This is a genomic window from Acinetobacter higginsii (assembly GCF_000369525.1).
In the GTDB taxonomy this organism is placed as follows: Bacteria; Pseudomonadota; Gammaproteobacteria; order Pseudomonadales; family Moraxellaceae; genus Acinetobacter; species Acinetobacter higginsii.
Genome location: NZ_KB850071.1, coordinates 71,032 through 86,596, shown reverse-complemented (window position 1 = coordinate 86,596; position 15,565 = coordinate 71,032). Strand labels below are relative to the sequence as shown.

At 42.5% G+C, this 15,565-nt stretch carries 11 protein-coding genes, 3 tRNA genes and 1 pseudogene; 7 read left to right on the top strand and 8 right to left on the bottom strand.

Features of this window, described 5'->3' with window-relative positions:
* Window positions 1-34 precede the first annotated feature (34 nt).
* From F902_RS03535 to F902_RS03525, 3 genes are all read left to right on the top strand, one after another.
* Window positions 35-2,245, top strand: coding sequence for a TRAP transporter large permease subunit (locus tag F902_RS03535; RefSeq protein ID WP_005201186.1), 2,211 nt, complete (start codon window positions 35-37; stop codon window positions 2,243-2,245).
* Between the two features lie 501 nt (window positions 2,246-2,746).
* The gene (locus tag F902_RS03530) at window positions 2,747-4,951 is read left to right on the top strand and encodes a TRAP transporter large permease subunit (protein ID WP_005201184.1); all 2,205 of its coding nucleotides are present in this window, start codon (window positions 2,747-2,749) and stop codon (window positions 4,949-4,951) included.
* Window positions 4,952-5,016: 65 nt separating this feature from the next.
* Window positions 5,017-5,325, top strand: coding sequence for a hypothetical protein (locus tag F902_RS03525; RefSeq protein WP_005201182.1), 309 nt, complete (start codon window positions 5,017-5,019; stop codon window positions 5,323-5,325).
* Between the two features lie 2 nt (window positions 5,326-5,327).
* Here the strand turns inward: F902_RS03525 and F902_RS03520 are convergent, their stop codons facing one another.
* Together F902_RS03520 and F902_RS03515 are read right to left on the bottom strand one after the other, a co-directional pair.
* On the bottom strand, window positions 5,328-6,215 hold the full coding sequence (locus tag F902_RS03520; protein WP_005201177.1) for a DMT family transporter: 888 nt from the start codon (window positions 6,213-6,215) through the stop codon (window positions 5,328-5,330).
* 91 nt (window positions 6,216-6,306) lie between these two features.
* On the bottom strand, window positions 6,307-7,086 hold the full coding sequence (locus tag F902_RS03515; RefSeq protein ID WP_005201174.1) for an AraC family transcriptional regulator: 780 nt from the start codon (window positions 7,084-7,086) through the stop codon (window positions 6,307-6,309).
* 117 nt (window positions 7,087-7,203) lie between these two features.
* On the opposite strand from F902_RS03515, the gene F902_RS03510 reads away from it, so the two are divergent.
* The gene (locus F902_RS03510) at window positions 7,204-8,118 is read left to right on the top strand and encodes a DMT family transporter (RefSeq protein ID WP_005201172.1); all 915 of its coding nucleotides are present in this window, start codon (window positions 7,204-7,206) and stop codon (window positions 8,116-8,118) included.
* 47 nt (window positions 8,119-8,165) lie between these two features.
* Here F902_RS03510 and F902_RS03505 read toward each other — a convergent pair whose 3' ends face one another.
* From F902_RS03505 to rnr, 5 genes are all read right to left on the bottom strand, one after another.
* Window positions 8,166-8,621 carry a hypothetical protein gene (locus F902_RS03505; RefSeq protein ID WP_026057492.1) on the bottom strand — a complete coding sequence of 152 codons (456 nt, stop codon included), beginning with the start codon at window positions 8,619-8,621 and terminating at the stop codon, window positions 8,166-8,168.
* Between the two features lie 10 nt (window positions 8,622-8,631).
* On the bottom strand, window positions 8,632-8,838 hold the full coding sequence (locus F902_RS03500) for a YheV family putative metal-binding protein (RefSeq protein WP_004657752.1): 207 nt from the start codon (window positions 8,836-8,838) through the stop codon (window positions 8,632-8,634).
* 38 nt (window positions 8,839-8,876) lie between these two features.
* Window positions 8,877-10,916 (bottom strand): M3 family metallopeptidase, encoded by a 2,040-nt coding sequence (locus F902_RS03495; protein WP_043540886.1) that lies wholly within the window; start codon window positions 10,914-10,916, stop codon window positions 8,877-8,879.
* Window positions 10,917-10,992: 76 nt separating this feature from the next.
* The gene (locus F902_RS03490) at window positions 10,993-11,580 is read right to left on the bottom strand and encodes a hypothetical protein (protein ID WP_004804153.1); all 588 of its coding nucleotides are present in this window, start codon (window positions 11,578-11,580) and stop codon (window positions 10,993-10,995) included.
* Between the two features lie 87 nt (window positions 11,581-11,667).
* Window positions 11,668-14,103: a ribonuclease R gene (gene rnr / locus F902_RS03485; protein WP_005201167.1), complete on the bottom strand. Its 2,436-nt coding sequence runs from the start codon at window positions 14,101-14,103 to the stop codon at window positions 11,668-11,670.
* Window positions 14,104-14,363: 260 nt separating this feature from the next.
* Between rnr and F902_RS03480 the strand changes: the two genes are divergently transcribed.
* From F902_RS03480 to F902_RS03470, 3 genes are all read left to right on the top strand, one after another.
* A tRNA-Ser gene (locus tag F902_RS03480) sits at window positions 14,364-14,453 on the top strand.
* An 11-nt stretch (window positions 14,454-14,464) separates the two neighbouring features.
* A tRNA-Arg gene (locus F902_RS03475) sits at window positions 14,465-14,541 on the top strand.
* A 46-nt stretch (window positions 14,542-14,587) separates the two neighbouring features.
* Window positions 14,588-14,664 (top strand) — tRNA-Arg (locus tag F902_RS03470).
* 121 nt (window positions 14,665-14,785) lie between these two features.
* Here the strand turns inward: F902_RS03470 and F902_RS03465 are convergent.
* A pseudogene (locus F902_RS03465) lies at window positions 14,786-15,565 on the bottom strand (agmatine deiminase); the annotation flags it as partial.

The following is a 15,565-nucleotide window of genomic DNA, read 5'->3' as shown; positions in this document are numbered from 1 at the left end:
GGAGGGGTGTTGATCACAATAAACTGGAATAGATATGCAGCATAATCAACAGAAAAAAACTGGATTAGGTCTATTGAGTTATATTTGGACCGAGTGGATATCAACCTTTGTTATCCTTTTCTTATTACTCATGACACTGATTATTGGTACTGGCGAGATGATCCATGGTCAGTTATTACGGATGGGCGAACGTTTATATGGTGATCCTGCGATTGGAATGCAGTATTCATTCCTTCGTGCCGAACCAGAAAAACCCACCTGTGACCGAAATCCCAATATCGATGCACAAGTTCAAGAGCAGATGCGGATTAATGCAGCCGATGAATTTGCCAGTATGTTTGGCGTGGCTTCGGAATCAGATGTACGCGCTTCCTTGATGGCAGCACAGCAGCAATGTGATGAAAAATATCAATTTTATGATAAGGCAATGACGCATATCGAGGCACACCCGAGTGTGCGGACCTATCGTCAGATTGAAACCAGCTTCTTTGGCATCTTTAAATTTGGTACAGAAAACCGTGCTTTATTTTTGGTGATTATGGTGGTATTTGCGGCCATCAGTGCCACATTAAAGACCCATCATATCGGTTTACGCAGCCCAGCGACGAAAATTGATTTCCGTATCTATAGCATTGCGATGCTGATTGGAAATGCTTTATTGACCTCATCGGTGATGAGTCAATATCGATCTGTGATGAACTCTGGTGTTCCGATCAGCCCAGAAATGATGCTGATTTATTGGTTATGGATGATTTTATTTGCGGTACTGACCTTGATTAGTCTGTATCAGTTGATTAAGTCGCCTACGCCAACCCGAGAAGGGGGGAGTGTTGGTTTAGCCTTCCTAAGCGTGCCACTTTATGCCTATATGGCGATTATCACGGGAGTTGCTTTTACCTTCTTTATGGCCTATCCAATGGGGCAAGGGATTTACTTAGGGCAGTTGGTCGAGTTCTCGAATATTTTCTTAAATCTGGCCTTGTTTATTTGGGCGGGGATGTTGTTAAAACAGACGCGCATTGTGGATTTATTCTTAAATATTCTGCGACCTTGGAATCTCGCCCCTGAAACATTAACCTGGTTAATCTTAATTGCTGCGGCCTTGCCGACCGCCTACACTGGCGCGTCAGGTATTTTCGTCATTGCAGCAGGTGCAATTATTTATAAAGAAGTCTGGAATGCAGGTGGACGTCGCCAATTTGCTTTGGCTGCAACTGCACTGTCAGGTTCACTTGGGGTGGTGCTTCGTCCATGTCTATTGATCGTGGTTGTAGCGTCATTAAATAAAGAAGTGACCACTGACCTGCTGTATCAATATGGCATGTACACCTTCTTGTTAACCTCAACTTTATTCTTGGTGATTGCGCTGTTTTTTGCCGAACAGAAATTTAGAGTTGCACCACTCAAAATCGCCTTACCTAAGTCGTTACGTGCATTTGTGCCAGTATCACCTTATATCGTGATTTTTATTTTGATCTGGCTGTTCTATAAACATGCTTTGGCCACAGATCTGAATGAATTTACTGCACCTGTAATGATGCCAGTGATTTTATTATTGATGGTGCTTTTTGATAAGTTGCGCAAAGAACCTGCACCCTTAGCACCCGTTGGGCATTGGGATAGTACTTTGAACAGTTACATCATTCCTGCGGATGGTTCTCAACCTGCTGCGCCGATCAACCCTGCAGATGATCCGCGGAATCCTGTGCGCCGTGTTTCTTTCGGTAAAGCATTACATGCATCGACCAGTGAGACGGTTGGACATATTGGGGCTTTGGTGATCCTCATGGCACTTTCGGTGAGTGTCGGTGGTTTCCTTGAACAGATTCATATCATGGAAAATTTCCCGCAAGATATTAACAGCACCTATGTGGTGATCACGCTGATCGTGCTGCTGATGATTTTTGTGGGGATGATTATGGACCCATTTGGGGCAGTGATTTTAATTACTGCAACAGTTGCGCCCGTGGCTTATCAGTATGGGATTGATCCTGTGCACTTCTGGATGATTGCATTAATTGGTTTTGAACTGGGGTATGTCACGCCGCCAGTTGCATTGAATCACTTATTGGCGAGACAGTCGATTGGGGATGCTGAAGTGGCAGAGGCGGATGCTGAAGTACGCCATCAATCCTTTTTCTATCGCTATGAGCGCTGGATTTTACCATTACTGGTGATGGTGCCTGCAATTCTGATCATTGCCTATGTCCCTTATAGCTTTAAATTATTTGGCTGGTATAGCTAGCGAAGCTTAAAGAAAAAATAAGCACCTTAGGGTGCTTATTTTGTGCAGAAGTAAATGCTATTGAACTCTGGTTATAGTGGTGAATATCGAGTGAACCAATAACTATAGGTGAATTTAGACTAGCGTTGATTATTATGTGATTAAAATAACATTTTGAGATCGAACCAGTTATGCTATAAATAGACGGAAAAGATGGAGTAGCCTGCTTTAAGATCGGATTCATCTTTCTAAAGGGCAGCTGTAAAAAGGCAATTTGGGGCGCGAAATTTGTAATCAGCAGAGTGATAAAAATGGAGAGCGCTCGAGAGAACAGATAAATTGATAAAAACAACCAACAAAAAAGTGATTGCAGTCATTCTTTTTTATAAAAGTTTGCTGCAAATTTAAGCGGTTTAAAAGGGATTGGTGATTCAAAGGGTAAATTCATTTATCTATCAACCAAGGACAGCGCATGATTCAACATCTTTGGATGGATGTTGATAACAATAAATTGGAATAGACATGCAAAATGATCAAGAGAATAAGACTGGATTAGCCCGATTAGGCTATATCTGGAATGATTGGATATCAACCTTCATTATTCTTGCTTTGTTGCTAATGACGTTGCTTATTGGTACAGGCGAAATGATTCACGGTCAGATGCTTCGTATGGGGGAGCGTCTTTACGGTGATCAAACAACAGGGATGCAATATTCGTTTTTACGTGCGGAACCTGAAAAACCATCTTGTGATCGACATCCAAACATTGATGCACAAGTTCAAGAGCAGATGAAAGCCAATGCTGCCGATGAATTTGCAAGTATGTTTGGTGCGGCTTCTGAAGCTGATGTTCGTGCGTCTTTATTGGCCGCACAGCAGCAGTGTGAAGAAAAATACCAATTCTATGATAAAGCAATGAAGCACTTGGAAGCGCATCCAAGTATTCGTACTTATCGTAAAGTTGAAACTACTTTCTTCGGAATCTTTAAATTAGGTTCTGAAAACCAAACTGTTATTTTATTAATCATGGTGTTGTTTGCTTCAATTACAGCATCTTTGCGTTATCACCACATTGGTTTACGTGCACCAAAAACTAGAATCGACTTCCGTGTCTATTCAGCATTGATGGTTGCGGGTAATGCTTTACTCAGTTATTCGGTGATTAGCCAATACCATTCAGTATTGAATTCAGGTGTTGAAGTTGCTGGAAAAACGGCCGTTTTGTATTGGTTGTGGATTGCGCTATTTGTGTCATTGACCATTATCAGTATTTTCCAATTCATCTTTATCCCGAAAACTGCACAACCGAAGGGTAACTTTGGTTTGGCGCTACTGAGTGTTCCTCTGTATGCGTTTATGTCTTTGGTGACAGGGATTGTATTTACCTTCTTCATGGATTATCCAATGGGGCAAGGGATTTACTTGGGTATCTTGGTTGAGTTCTCAGGTATTTTCTTAAATCTAGCCTTGTTCATTTGGGCGGGTATGTTACTGACCCAAACACGCGTGATGGATTTATTCTTAAATATCTTACGTCCGTGGAACTTGGCGCCAGAAACTTTAACTTGGTTAATCTTGATTGCAGCAGCGATTCCAACAGCATATACAGGTGCTTCAGGGATTTTCGTTATTGCAGCAGGTGCGATCATCTATAAAGAAGTTTGGAACTCAGGTGCTCGCCGTCAATATGCCTTAGCTGTATCGGCAATGTCGGGTTCTTTGGGTGTGGTGATTCGTCCATGTCTATTGGTTATCTTGATCTCAATGCTCGACAGCCGCCATGTGACATCGACTGAATTATTTGATCACGGTATCTATGTCTTCTGGTTAACGGCCTTCATCTTCTTGGGTGTTTCTCTGATTCTTGCAGAGGAAAAGTTCCGTGTGAACTCACCTAAAATCGCTGTGCCAGGGATGTTACGTGCATGTGTGCCTGTGATCCCATATATCATCATTGGTTTTGCTGTGGTGATGTTCTATAAGCTTGCTTTAGATACCTCAATCAACGAATTTACTGCGCCAATGATTTTACCGTTGGTGTTGATTGCAATGATCTTGTTTGACAAGTTATTTGCCTCAAAACTTGCGCCTGCGCCAGTGGTCGATGCGAAGCATGAAGCTTTGGTTCGTGAACATGAGAAAAAATCTGAGTTCTTGAAATCACATGATCCACACGGTAGCAAGAGCTTTGGTTTTGGTGGGGCATTACGTTTTGCAACCTCAGAAACAGTGGGGCACATCGGTGCATTAATTCTATTAATGGCATTGTCTGCAAGTGTCGGTGGCTTAATTGAACGTGCAGAAGTGGTTGAGTTATTACCGACTCACTTGGGCAATATCTATATTTCGCTTGCCTTCATTGCGTTGTTACTTGCGATTATTGGGATGACTACCGATCCATTCGGTGCGGTGATTCTGGTTGCTGCAACGGTTGCCCCTGTTGCTTACGAGAATGGTATCCATCCGATCCACTTCTGGATGATCGTATTGGTGGCATTCGAGTTTGGTTATGTAACGCCGCCTGTTGCCCTGAACCACTTGCTGACGCGACTCTCCGTCGGGGATGAAGAGGTCTCGGCCGCCGATAAGGAAGCGAAAGAGAAATACACCAGTTTCTACTTCCGCTATGAGCGTTGGTTATTGCCGATTATCGTCTTGTTCTCATCGTTGGTGTTGGTGACCTATGCGCCGTATATCTTCCAAATGTTTGGTTGGTATAAGCATTAACAATTGAAACTAAAAAAGCACCTACGGGTGCTTTTTTATTATTATTTTATTGAAGGAGTGAATCCATGAAAGCATTGAGTCAGGCAGAGTATCAGGCAACTTTTTTCCCTCCTATGTTAGATGTCACGGAGAGTGCGGAGGAAATTGTAGATTTATGGGGCTATGCTGATCCTGTGATTGAACAGCTGTATCACTCCTGTACTGCATGGGAATGGTCTGTGAAACATATTTATGAAAGCGGAGACGTGCAATTCCAGCATCTTAATATTCCAGTGCCCTTAGATAACACCTATCTTGTTATCGTTGTTGATAAGCCAAAACGGGAAATTCTAGGTCATTATGTACTGGACTTGCACCCTTATCCAAAGCATTGAGCTTACAGTACTGACTTTTTTGACTTTGATCGTTTTATCAATGGACTACATAAAAAAATCGCTGAGAGAATAATGCAAAAACCAATCAAGCTATATAAATCAGGCACTTCATTCCACAGTAAAAAACCCCAAAGTCCTGCAAAAATAATTGCAATATAGTTGACGGGTGCAATCTGTCCAGCAGGGGCAAGACGGTAGGCATGCGACATAAAAATCTGGCTGACATTGGCCAGTACACCTGCACCGATCAAAAACAATAATTCCTGTAAATGATAAGGTCGCCATACCCAAAACATCGGAATCACGGAAAGCAAAGAACCAATAAAACAGAAATAGAACACGATCCGTTCAGGTGGCTCGGTTTGAGTCAGTGCGCGCACAGTGACAAAGGCCATTGAAGCCAACAGGCTAGAACTGATGCCAACGATTGAAATCCAGTTCAATAAACCTTGATCAGGCTTAGCTACACAGAACACTCCAATAAAGCCCAGTCCTGCGGCACAGAGCATCGCCGTGGTGATTTTTTCTTTAAGAAACAGCCAAGCAATCAATGGAATAAAAATGGGGGAAGAATAGGTAAACACCATGGCATTGGAGAGTTTTAAATGTGCAATGGCATAGAAAAAACCATACATGGCAGCAAGCCCAACAATACTACGCCAGGTATGCATCCACAGTTTTTCTGTTTTTACAAACTGGGTTCCTTGCTTGAAGATAAAAGGTAAAAACAGGATCAGGCCCACCACATTGCGGAAAAACACAATGGTATAGTTATCGACCGTATGTGAAGCGTAACGAATACAAATGCCCATCACAGAAAAAAGCAGCGCAGAAAGAGTAAGGCAACCAATCGCCATCATCAGGTTGCGATTGGTGGGTTGAGCATCCATAGCGATTCGGGTATTGGGAGATTGCGCTTATTTTATGCTGCTGTGAGGATGAAAGGAATGAGATTCTTCACTCAATCTATGCTCAGGACACTCAACTGAGTGTGTCAGAGAATTGTTTAAGATAGTCACTCGGTGTCATGCTGGTTTCACGTTTAAACATGGCACTAAAGGCACTGGGGCTGTCATAGCCCAAGTCCAAGGCCACATTTAAAACCGGTTTGTTCAGGGCCAAATCAATCATGGCCTGCATCAGTTTGGCTTGACGAACCCAATGGGAGAAATGCAGTCCAGTCTCTTTTTGAAAATGTCGCGCTAACGTTTTACTGCTGATATGCAGTTGTTCAGCTGTATCTTTCAGATTCCAGTTAAAGCTGAGATTGTCTTTGATTTGCTGACAAAGCTGTTGCAGGCGTGGGTTTTGAGGATCTGGCAAATTAAAGGCAAGAGCTGGTAATACCCGAACTTCGTCTAAAATCAATTGCAACAGTCTTTCATCGCGACTCATGGGCTGGATCGCTGCTTTAATGTCCATTGCACTACTCATCAGCTCCCGTAGTAAAGCAGGAATGGCAACAACCCGACATCCGGAACTCAGATGGGTTTGTGCTGAGGTTTCTATAAAAATCCCTCGGGCTTTGACATCACCGCTACTGAGTAAGGCATGTGGTTTATGCGCAGGAATCCATACGCCACGTCCAGGTGGGGTAATCCAGATCCCTTCGTGGGTTTGTACTCGAATCACGCCTGATAGGGTATGAATCAACTGAATTCGATCATGGCTATGCCAGTCTTCAATATGGCCATGGGGGTAGTTTTCTGAAAATGCATAGACTGGATAATCTGCAAATCCATGTTCAAAGTTTTTCCCCATGTGTGCAATGTCCAAAAACAAGTTGTCTATTTCTCGATAGTAATCGTCTTATTGTCGAGAAACAATAAATTGATTATTTTTTAGCATGACCGTTACCGCAATGTAGAGGTCTAGCCTATGTTTCAGAAAGCTTATTTTTATCCCTTATTCGCGATTTTATTTTGGGCGGGCAATGTCGTGGTATCTAAAATGGCCAGTCATGCCATTTCGCCTGTCGCGATTACGTTTTATCGTCTGGTGTTGGCGCTCGCCGTGATGAGTACCTTTGTGCTGATTCCAGTCTGGAACAATCGACACACCATCAAACAGTATTGGAAACAGTTGGCATTGGGAGGTTTTCTGTCCGTGTCTCTATTCCAGTTCTTGTCTTATCAGGCAGCATCCACCACCACAGCCACCAATATGGCGATTGTCACCGCCTTGATTCCTTTACTGACCATGATTTTAAGTAGTGTGATGCTGAAAGATCGGCTGAGCTATGGCATGTTGTTCGGAGGTGCTTTGTCTTTTTATGGCATCTTGTATTTGCTGAGCCATGGTTCAATTACCGGTATCTGGAAGCAAGGCGTACATTTGGGTGATGGTTTAATGTTGATTGCTGCGGCAGGCTATGCCTTATATGGTGTGTTACTTAAACGTTGGAAAATGCCGATCCCTGCTTGGCAATCGAATTTTGTGCAATCCTGTTTTGCGATTGTTTATGTACTGCCATTCTTTATATTTTTACCAGCATCGCAGATGCAACTGAACCAACAGACCATTCCACTGATTATCTACGCCAGTATTTTTTCTTCAGTATTGTTGTCGTATTTATGGATAGAAGGGGTGAGACATTTAGGACCGAATCGCAACAGTATTTTTATGAATCTATTGCCCTTATTTACTGCGCTGATTGCGGTCGCTTTGCTAGGCGAGCATTTGCAGATGTTCCACTATATAGGCGGTGGTTTAACCTTGATTGGAATTCTGATAGCACAAACTATTCAGAAACCGATTCAATTCAAACCAGCATCAAAGCAAATTTTAGATTAAACAGGCCACTAACAAAAAAGCTTTAACCGAAGTTAAAGCTTTTCTTATTAAGATTTACTCTGGGCAGCAATCTGGGCTTCCAAGAGCTTAATTTGATCTTCTTTGAGCTTGAGCAAAGTATCCACATCGCTATTCTGCTGTTTCAAATCATGTTGCTGGTCTTGCAGTTGTTGATGAATATCATCCAGTTTGGCAATTTCTTCTTTTGCCAAACTGTCATTTACAGGGAGTGGCGCTTTTACAATCGATTCTTCAACCAATTGGATCGGTGCAGCGACATCACTGCTCGCCGTTGTTACTTCATCAACGGTTGCCATTGCTTCAGTTGCTACTGGGGCAACGGTTTTTTCAGCCACAGGCTGAGTCGGTGCGGATGTTGTGGCTTGCTGATCTTTTTGAGCTAAGAACCATTGGACCGCAAGGAACAGCACCACGACAATACTAATTCCACCAATTATCATCCATAATAATTTGGAATTTTCTGTTTGGTATGTGGACATCACTTTTAACCTTCTAGTCAAAATGACGAGGTTTGAATTGTATCACCCCAATTTCATCTGGCTCAGCGGGTTGCGCTTGTTCCACATGGGTTGGGCGTTTTTCGCTATAAGCGCATTCGATACATTCAATCCACTCGTCATCCACAGTGATGATCTTAACGACACGATCTAAGGCCCCACATTTCGGGCATTTTGCGCCCGCGATGAACTGTCTTTTCATGTCAGTTAATTACACCCTGTGAACAATAATGACGTAGTTTAAGCGGTTTTATCAGTGTTCGTCCAACCTTGATGACGTAATAATGCATCTATTTTTGGTTCTCTTTTTCGGAAATTGCGAAACGCATCAAGCGCCGTATCTTTTCCGCCAACTGCTAGAATAAACTTTCTAAACTCTTTTCCAGTCTCGGTATTAAAAATACCTTCGCTTTCGAAACGGTCAAATGCATCACTGGCTAAAACCTCTGCCCATTTATACGAGTAATAACCTGCAGCATAACCGCCTGCAAAAATGTGGCTGAAGCTGTGTTGAAAACGGTTATAAGGAACTGCTGGAACCACGGCAAACCTAGCGCGAATATCATCCAGCGTGGCCTGAATTTGCTGACTGTTTAAGGCAGGTGCTTGACGGTGAATGCTCAGGTCAAACAGGGCAAACTCAATCTGACGCAAGGTTTGCATACCAGACTGGAAGAAACGTGCATTCAACAATGCAGAGAGTAATTCTTGCGGCAAGGTTTGTTTGGTTTCAGTGTGCTCGCTGAGTACATCTAAACTTTCATTGTCCCATGCCCAGAACTCCATAAACTGACTTGGTAATTCAACTGCATCCCACGCCACACCGTGTGTCCCCGCAACCGAGATGTTATCCACTTCGGTGAGCATATGATGTAAGCCATGACCAAACTCATGGAATAAAGTAATTACTTCATCATGGGTCAGCAGCGCAGGTTGATCGCCAATTGGTGGGGTAAAGTTACACACCATGTAGCAAATTGGTTTTTGCAGACCATTGGCTGTTTGAACACGAGAACGGAAACCGCTCATCCATGCTCCGCCGCGTTTGCCACTACGGGCATATAAATCAAAGTAGAAACCACCGACCACTTGGCCTTGATCTTCAATTTCAAAATAGCGTACATCATTTTGCCACACAGGCGCTTGGCGTTCGATGATCTGGATACCATAAAGGCGTTGTACGATCTGGAATAAACCTTGAACCACTTTCGGTGCAGGGAAATATGGTTTAAGTGCTTCTTGAGAAAGATTGAACTGTTGTTGTTTCAACTTTTCAGAATAGTAGGTTGCATCCCAAGGTTTGAGTTCTTCAATACCATCTTGTCGTGCAATTGCTTTCAATTCTGCAATTTCAGCCAGTGCTGGTGTACGCGCATGTTCTGCCAGATCAACCAAGAATTTATCTACGGTTTCAACATCAGGTGCCATTTTGCTGGCAAGGGAATATTCGGCAAAGTTGTTAAAGCCAAGCAACTGAGCCATTTCCTGACGTAAGCTCAGGATTTCCTCCATCACTGGAGTGTTGTCAAATTCAGTTTGGTCGGATTGTTCTGAAGCACGGGTGACATAGGCCTTATACAGCTCTTCTCTTAATTCACGATCATCGGCATAGGTCATAATCGCAAAATAAGCAGGGAAGTCGAGTGTGGCAACGGCTTGCTCAAGCTCTCGTTGTTGTCCGTATTGTTTTAACAGTTCAACACTGCTTTGCGGTAAGCCTTTAAGTTGCGCTTCTGTTAGCGGCTTGAAGTAGGCTTGGGTGGCATCGAGTACATGGTTAGAGAAGTCAGAAGACAGTTGTGATAAACGTGCTGAGATTTCGGCATAACGTTTTTTGGCTTCGCCTTCCAGTGCAACACCTGACAGTTTAAAGTCACGTAAAGCCAGTTTAATCGCACTTTGTTGTGCTTCGCTCAGCGTTTGAAATACGGAACTGTCATGGATCTGTTGATAGGTTTGGTACAACGGCGTATGTTGACCAAGCTGGGTATAGTACTCACTTAAACTCGGTAACAGGGCTTGATACACTTCACGGGTTTCCGCATTGTTCATCACCGCATTGAGATGTGACAAAATTCCCCATGCTTCACTCATGTTATTTTCAAGTTGATCAACTTCAGTCAATGTTGCTAGTTGGGCTTCAGTCCCTTGCGGAACGTTATTGAGTTGATTTAAGAAATTTTGACCGTTTTGAATGGTTTGTTCGATCTGTTGTTTTAAATCGGCAAGTTGAATTTGATCAAATTGAGGAACGGGAAGTGTCGCTTGCTGGAGTGTCATTGTATTTTTGCCATATTCATCTTTAAACATAGTTATAGATGTAGTGCTTCGGAGGGGAGAAATCAAGGTTGATTGATTATTTATTCGTTGGGTTTTGCGTTGCGACCTGGATTTCATCAATCGACATTACATATGTACCGAATGTGCTGTGACGGGTAGATAGCTTTAATTTGAGTTGATGATCCCTATACATTGCATATTGTTTTGATGTAATTCTGAAAATAGGGATCCCTGAATATATTGTTTGAAAAGAATAAAAATCGGTATTTTTAGAGCGTTTTTTTACTGCTTGTGCTGATATTTCTATGATTTGGGGTTTTCCTAGCGTATATGTCCAGATCATTGGAAGCGTACCGGCTAAGTTGAGCCAGAGTACGGGAATAATGAATAAAGGGAAAATAAATAAAGCATAATGTTTAGGCTGTTTTCGTACTTTCTGCCATTGTCTAGGAATCACCCATTCCTGTCTTTTTTTCAAGTAGAGAAAATAAATGAGGAGTAAGGCATAGAGAAAACATGCAATGATTAAGGCGACAATTTCTACTGTAAAGCTAGGTGAAAAATCACTCCAAAATACAGAAATAGCAGCACCGATTGTGAGAAAGAAAAAGAGAATAGAAAAGTAATGGTGGTAATAATATTTGGTGATGCGGGCGTAAGTCATTTGGATTTTATTTATATTTAAAAATAGTCTATCTATTCATTATATAACAAAAAATAAGAGAGCCGAAGCTCCCTTATCTTTTATCAATTACTCAGCCTTTGCTTTCGCATTCGACTTTTTCTTTTTCACTTTTTTCTTGGCCTTGTCTTTGCTTTCAGGCTTGGCAGACGCTTTTTTTGCAGGCTTCTTGGTATAAGAACTTGGTTTGTTCTTGTCCTTTTTCTTGCGTACAGGCTTTTCACCATCTTCACTAACTTTAGATTGAGTAGAGGGCTGTTTGCCAAATACTTCTTCAGTTGTTGAAGCACGCTTCGAGCTAGAAGGATTCGCAGTACGTGGTGCTTTTTGACGAATTACACGACCCAAATGTGTCAGCTGTTGTACCAGTTGGAAGTCAATTTTACGTTCTTCCAAGTTCACACCCGCAACTTGAATCTTCACTTCATCACCAAGGCTGAATGACTGTCCACGATTTTGACCGACTAAGCTTTGACTGGCCTGATCATAAATGAAGAAGTCATCACCTAACTGACTGACATGAATCATGCCGTCGACATAGAGGTCTTTCAGAGTCACGAATAGTCCAAACTCAGTGACTGCACTGATAACCCCGACAAACTCATCACCGATATGCTGTTGCATATAGTGGCATTTCAACCACATGGTGACGCTACGTGATGCTTCATCAGCACGACGTTCTGTCTTGGAGAAATGCTCACCCGCATCATCTAATGCTGCACCTGACAGTGGATACACTTTTTTGTCTAAATACGCTTTGATTGCACGGTGTAATAATAAGTCTGGATAACGACGAATCGGTGACGTGAAGTGGGTATAGGCTTCATATGCCAAACCATAGTGTCCTGCATTCTTCGCACCATAGTAGGCTTGCATCATCGAACGTAATAGCACCGCGTGGATACTTGGCGCATCTAAACGATCTTTGGTTGCTTCAATGACGGCTTGATAATCTGCTTGAGTTGGCTGTTCAGGGAATGGCAGACCAAGCAATTTCACAAAGTCACGCACTTTCTGAATACGTGAAAACTCTGGTGCTTCGTGCACACGATACAACATCGGAATATCATGCTCTAAAGCATATTCTGCTGCAGCAACGTTGGCCAGCAGCATACATTCTTCAATGAGTTTATGCGCATCATTACGTGTACGTGGCAAAATTTCCTTGATTCCGCCTAACTCATCAAAGGTCATGTAGGTTTCAACGGTTTCAAATTCCATTGCATGACGTTCAGCACGTAAGCCTTTTAGTGTTTGATAAAGCTGGAAGAGCGTATTAAGTGACTTATGAATGCTCTTATCTTCAGGGATCGCATTGGTTGCCCCCTCAAAATATTGTCCTACTTGGGTATAAGTCAGACGAGCTTTGGAATGCATCACCGCAGGGTAGAACTCATATCCTGTGACTTTACCTGCACGAGAAAGTTTTAAATCACAGACCATACACAGACGATCAACATGTGGATTTAAAGAACATAAGCCATTTGATAGCGCTTCTGGCAGCATAGGCAATACAAAGTGCGGGAAATAAACCGATGTACCACGTTCTTCTGCTTCTTCATTTAATGGAGAGTCTAAACGTACATAATGGCTAACATCCGCAATTGCAACGACAACACGATAACCACCACCTGCACGTTTTTCTGCAAATACGGCATCATCAAAGTCACGTGCATCTTCACCATCAATAGTAACTAATGGTAGATCACGTAGATCAACACGCCCTTTAAGATCTTTTGCTGATGGTTCTTTAAAGCTTTCTGCTTCTTTCACCACAGCTTCTGGAAATTCGTAAGGCAGACCAAATTCTAGAATCGTTTGTGGAATGATGATTTCAGTATCTGCTTTATCCGCCATTGATTGAACGATATGACCTGTCGCCAGCTCTTCGCGTGTTGGATAGTCATCAATTGCAACACGGAGCATATCACCAACTTTAGCATTGGCATGCTCAATCAATTCTTTTTCTAAAGTAATAGGTTGATGCTGGTTTGGATTGGCTGGTTGAATGAAGTATTCACCTTCATGTTCAGACAATTTACCAATAATTTGTTTAACGCGGTGTTGTACTACTTCGCTAATAAAGCCCCAAGGCTTACCTTTACGATCAACGGAGGTCTGACGCACTTTAACGCGGTCACCATTAAAAACTAAGCGAAGTTCACGTTCAGGTAAAAGGATATCGTCCTGACCTGCAATATTGGCAGTCCCCAGACCTTTACTATTGATATAGACCGTTGCTTCATGAGTTGGCAGATCGGTTGCAGGTTGGTATTTAAAACCATCCTTCATAAGTTGACCATCACGTACCATGGCACTTAAACGGTGATTCAAGGCATCAATGCTTTTTTGATCTGGGATATTAAAGTGGTCAACCAGCTCTGCATGGGACTGTGCAGTTTGTAATTGTTCTAGTGTAGTTAGAATAAGAGTTCGGCTAGGAATAGGATTATCGTAACGTTGCGCTTCTGCTTTTGCTTCGGGATCGGCCCAATTTTTAGTCATATCGTTTCAATTCACATCTGGCAGATCGGTTTAGCATAAGTCATTCAAACTCTAACTGCACGTCAAAGATTGCAAGATTCTGTTTATTGCTCCGATCTGAATAAAGGAGAGAACGCTATATTAACAAGCGTTGAACCAAAAAATGCTGAAAAAATGTGGAAATTGATTAAAAAACATTTGATTGAACTTAAAAAGTAGAAAAAAACAGGAACATCCCTTGTGTAATGTGGTTTTAGTTTGTATTATTGCGCTCGTGTTACGGTGAGATGGGTGAGTGGCTGAAACCACATCCCTGCTAAGGATGCGTACGGGTAACTGTACCGAGGGTTCGAATCCCTCTCTCACCGCCACTTTACTTAAAGCGCTCATAGCTCAGCTGGATAGAGCACTTGGCTACGAACTAAGGGGTCGGGAGTTCGAATCTCTCTGAGCGCACCAAGTAAAGATTTAAAGTAACACATGCCTAAATAGGCACATAAGTAATGCGCTCATAGCTCAGCTGGATAGAGCACTTGGCTACGAACTAAGGGGTCGGGAGTTCGAATCTCTCTGAGCGCACCAACTTAATAAAAGAAACCGCTTAATTGCGGTTTTTTTGTGTCTGATTTTTTTGATCGAATATAAATTAAATAATAAATATAAAAAAAGCCGCTGAGATCAGCGGCTTTTTAGTTAATCTATTTTAGAAATGATTCACTGAACTGAATAGATGATCTGTAAGACTGCTGAGTGGCGATTGAAGAGATACAAGATCTGTTAAAGAACCACCATTTGGATTTGGTTCGCCAACAGCGATGCCAGAAGTGACGGTTCCAGTCAATGCATCTAAAATTCCGTCTACACTGCCATGAAGACTGTAATCTCCATTTCCAACACTGACGCTAATTAGATTATTGATACTCTCTAATGAACCATCGCTGAATAGGGTACTGACATGATCTTGTAATGTGTCTACTGCAATGTTGCCATTGCTAATGACAGTTTGAATCGGTTGAGCAATTCCTGCGATAACGTCTCCGCTATTTGCACCATTATTGATGGTTCCAAGAATATCTGTAATCACACTTAGACCACCTTCACTACCGATACTGCCAGTAATGCCACCGATAATGCCAGTAACTGCGCCTAAAGGACCACCTTCACCACCGATACCGCCAGTGATTCCACCGATGAGGCCACCCACATCAGTGAGATCGCCTGCAATATGCTGAACCAGACCAGACGCAGTTGAACCGTTGGTAATTAATGTACCGACTACACCAGTCAGTGAACCCGCAGCACCACTGATATCCGCACCTGCTAAATCAGAAATAGCTTCTAAAGTACCGTTAACGGTATCGCGAGAAGTTTCAAAGGTGAGGGTACCTAAATTGGTGAGATCTGTGACTGGATGAACGCCCGGAAGAACACCGCTAATTGCACCACCTACCGTAGAGATGCCTGTGTTGATAATATCTGTTTT